The sequence below is a fragment of the Actinocrinis sp. genome, from assembly GCF_035938995.1.
GTDB lineage: Bacteria > Actinomycetota > Actinomycetes > Streptomycetales > Catenulisporaceae > DASZGI01.
In genome coordinates, this window is sequence record NZ_DASZGI010000082.1 from 1 (window position 1) to 3,166 (window position 3,166).

A 3,166-nucleotide genomic window follows, 5' to 3' on the forward strand; every position below is an offset into this window, starting at 1 on the left:
CGCCGGACCTTGTCCGGGCCGCCCATCCGCTCGGCCAGCTCCCGCCGGCGGCGCACGTCATCAAGCTCCGGTTGCCACGTCATAACCACAGAAGCTAGCCAACGCCGCCCAAGAACGCGATGCCGCGTGACGGCGGGCACCAGCCCGGCCGTCCCTATCCGAGTTGGGCAAGCCTGGCCTTGACCGGCTGATCGTCGGCGTTGGGTAGGTCGTTAAGGACCGTAAGGGCCTGCTGCCAGCTGTCTCGGGCAGCATCGGCGTCACCCGCGGCCAGCTGCGCATCGCCAAGGCCGGTCAGGACCGCGGCGACATGCATATCGCCGTTCTCCCGGTAAAACGCCAGCGCCCGCTGATAGCAGGAGATGGCGTTGTCGTGGTCGTCGAGACCGAGGTATATAAAGCCGAGGATGTCGGAGGTGTCAGCGGTCAGCATGCGGCTGCCGGTCTCACGGCCGAGGTCTAGCGCGCGGCGGCAGTGCCGCAGCGCGTCGTCGTATCGCCCCAGCCGGGCGTAGATCGAGCCGATCGTCTGCTCCGAATGGGCGATGTCGATGCGGTTACCCAGGGCGTTGCGCAGCCGCAGCGCCTCCTTTTCATGTTCCACTGCCTCGAGGTAACGGCCCTGCTGTTCCAGTAGCTGGGCCATGCCGTTTCGCGTCATCGCCACCGCCGCAAGGTCTCCCAGTTCGGTGAACAATTCCAGCGCTTGCTTCAGGTGCGTGTCCGAGGACGCCACCTCGCCCAACAGCGCGCAGGCGTGCGCGAACTCATAGTGCGCGTGTCCCAGGCCGACCGCATCCTTGAGGTTCTGCGCCGCCGCCAGCGCGATTCGCTGGCTGGCCAGGTAGTCATGCCAAAGGCAGCCACGCGCCAGCAGCGGTGCCATGGCCCACGGGATCTGCCAGCAGTAAGCATCGAAACCGCCACGCTCGGCAGCATTCGTGACCAGTGCCTGGATCACATGACGTTCGGCCTGGCACCACGCCATCGCCTGTTTATCGGTGGCGAAGCTCTCGGCCAGCATCCCTGAAATCGGGGGCGGGAGCTCGATCGGCAGCCGAGCCGAATATACGAGCATGACCCCGGCGTACATCGTCCGCAGGTAGTGATCGAGCAGCCGCCGCATCGCCGCGTCCAGCTCGTCGATGCTCTCCTGTGCCCGCGCCCGCTCCGCGGCATAGGCGTGTAGCAGGTCGTGGAAGGCGAACCGGCCAGGGAGGTGTTCCTCCACCAGGTACGCCCGGGCCAGCTCATCCAGCACCTTGCGAGCCTGCTCGACCGCAATGGCGGCGAGGCTCGCGGCGGCGAGCAGGCTGATGTCCGGTCCGGCATGGATGCCGAGGAGCCGGAACATCCGTGCGGCGCCCTCGCTCAGGTGGTGGTAGGACGTCGAGAAGACGGTCCGGGTCGTGGTGGCCGGATCGCCGGTGTCCAGCAGGTCAAGGCCGCGGCTGCGGAATTCGTTCGCCAGTACCTCCAACGGAAAGTCCGGATGAGCCGCGGCATACGCCGCGGCGACGCTCATCGCGAGCGGCAGCCGCGCACAGCACCCGATCAGTTCGTCGGCAGCCTGCGGCTCACGCTGCACACGCCAGGACCCGAGGCGCCGCGCCAGCAGGTCGCGCGCCTCGCTCATGGTGAATGGATCCAGCCGCAGCACGTGCGCCCCCTCGGCGGCCAGCCCGGTGAGCTGATTTCGGCTGGTGACCAGGACCAGGCAGCCCGGACTGCCGGGTAGCAACCTGCGCACCTGGCTGGCGTCGCGCACATTGTCAAGAACGACAAGGACCCGCTTGTCGGCCAGCAGGCTCCGGTACAACGCGGCCTGGTCATCCACGCCGACGGGCAACAGCTTCGGCGGGATACCGAAGGCTTCGAGGAAGCCGCGAAGCGCCTCACCGTCTCGCATCGGCTCGCCGCCCTCGTCGAAGCCGCGCATGCTAACGTACAGCTGACCGTCGGGGAAACGGTCACCGACCAGGTGCCCAAGGTGATTCGCGAGCGTGGTTTTCCCGACCCCCGCGGTTCCCTCGATCACGATCACGGTGGCGCTGCTGCTCGCTGTGACCTGATCCGCCAGGGGAGTCAGGATCTCAAGTTGCGCCGCACGGCCCATGAAGTGCTGCGCGGCTATGGGAAGCTGCCGCGGCCGGACCGGGGTGACACCGGGCTCTTGCGGGTACGGCGTGGGCACGAAGGCCCTGCCCCAAAGATCAACCAGGTGTTCGGCTTCGATATCCTCCTTCGCCAGCTTTTCCGCGAGCTTCCTGACCGCTTTGCGCGGGGGAAGGGATTGACCATTCAGCCAGCGGCCCCATTGCGACTTGCTGTAAAAGGACGATTCACCAGAATCTGACCTGGCCGAGGACGTTGATTCCTCTAGCGCACGGAATGACAGCCCCGCGGCATCCACCAGGCGCCGCAGTTCCACGTAAAAGTCCCGCTCGGCGCGGGTCAGCCGAACGGGCAGCGGCGGACGCCGTTGATCACGATTGCGCATCCGGACTCCCACCGTGGCAACAACATTCATGCCCACATCAGGGGTTGTGGATCGTCCCAGATCGTCCCGGTTCACTCCAACCTAGCCCAGATCGGCGCACCAGGTAGCCGGGATTCTGCCGTCGGGCTAGACCTGGCTGTGTGGCGCGAACACGGTGGGTGAACCGGGGACTGGGACGTGTGCTCATCGCGGCCGATGATCATGTCATCAGGCAGCTGATCGCCGCCAACCTCATCCTGGAGGGGTTCGATGTCGCGACCGCGGTGGACGGGCGCGACTGCCTGGAAAAGGCATTGGCCATCTCGCCGGACATCGTCGTGCTGGACGTCAGCATGCCGCGCGTGGACGGCCTCCAGACAGCGGTCCAGCTGCGGAAGAGCCCGGACGCTTCGCGCATCAAGGTGGTGTTGATCATCGCTCGGGAGGATCTCGGGCCTCCCGGAACCCGCGCGGGCGTTGACGCGTACGTGACCAAGCCGTTCGATCCGGCCGACCTGATACGCGTGGTACGAGAGCTGGCCGGTCCCCCCCGGTCACCTTCGGCTGACGCGCCGGCTGGTGGTGTGTAATGGCTGTATGGCAGACCTCGCCGTGCACGTCAAGGCTGCCAGCACGGTGTCCGTACTCGCGGCCCGGGTCAAGATCCCGGTCGGTCTGGGCGGGCCC

The 3,166-nt window shown here is 66.7% G+C and carries 2 protein-coding genes; one reads left to right on the forward strand and one right to left on the reverse strand.

The annotated features are described in order from the left end of the window. Window positions 1-154: 154 nt before the first annotated feature. Window positions 155-2,500, reverse strand: coding sequence for an ATP-binding protein (locus VGZ32_RS05420; protein WP_326884706.1), 2,346 nt, complete (start codon window positions 2,498-2,500; stop codon window positions 155-157). A 179-nt stretch (window positions 2,501-2,679) separates the two neighbouring features. On the opposite strand from VGZ32_RS05420, the gene VGZ32_RS05425 reads away from it, so the two are divergent. Continuing rightward, a complete protein-coding gene (locus tag VGZ32_RS05425) occupies window positions 2,680-3,069 on the forward strand; it encodes a response regulator transcription factor (RefSeq protein WP_326884707.1) in 390 nt (129 codons plus the stop codon). Window positions 3,070-3,166: the final 97 nt, after the last annotated feature.

What these genes read in the sequence shown, in the direction of transcription:
- VGZ32_RS05420 (WP_326884706.1), bottom strand. Translation starts at nt 2,500, where the DNA reads ATGCGCAATCGTGATCAACGGCGTCCGCCGCTGCCCGTTCGGCTGACC.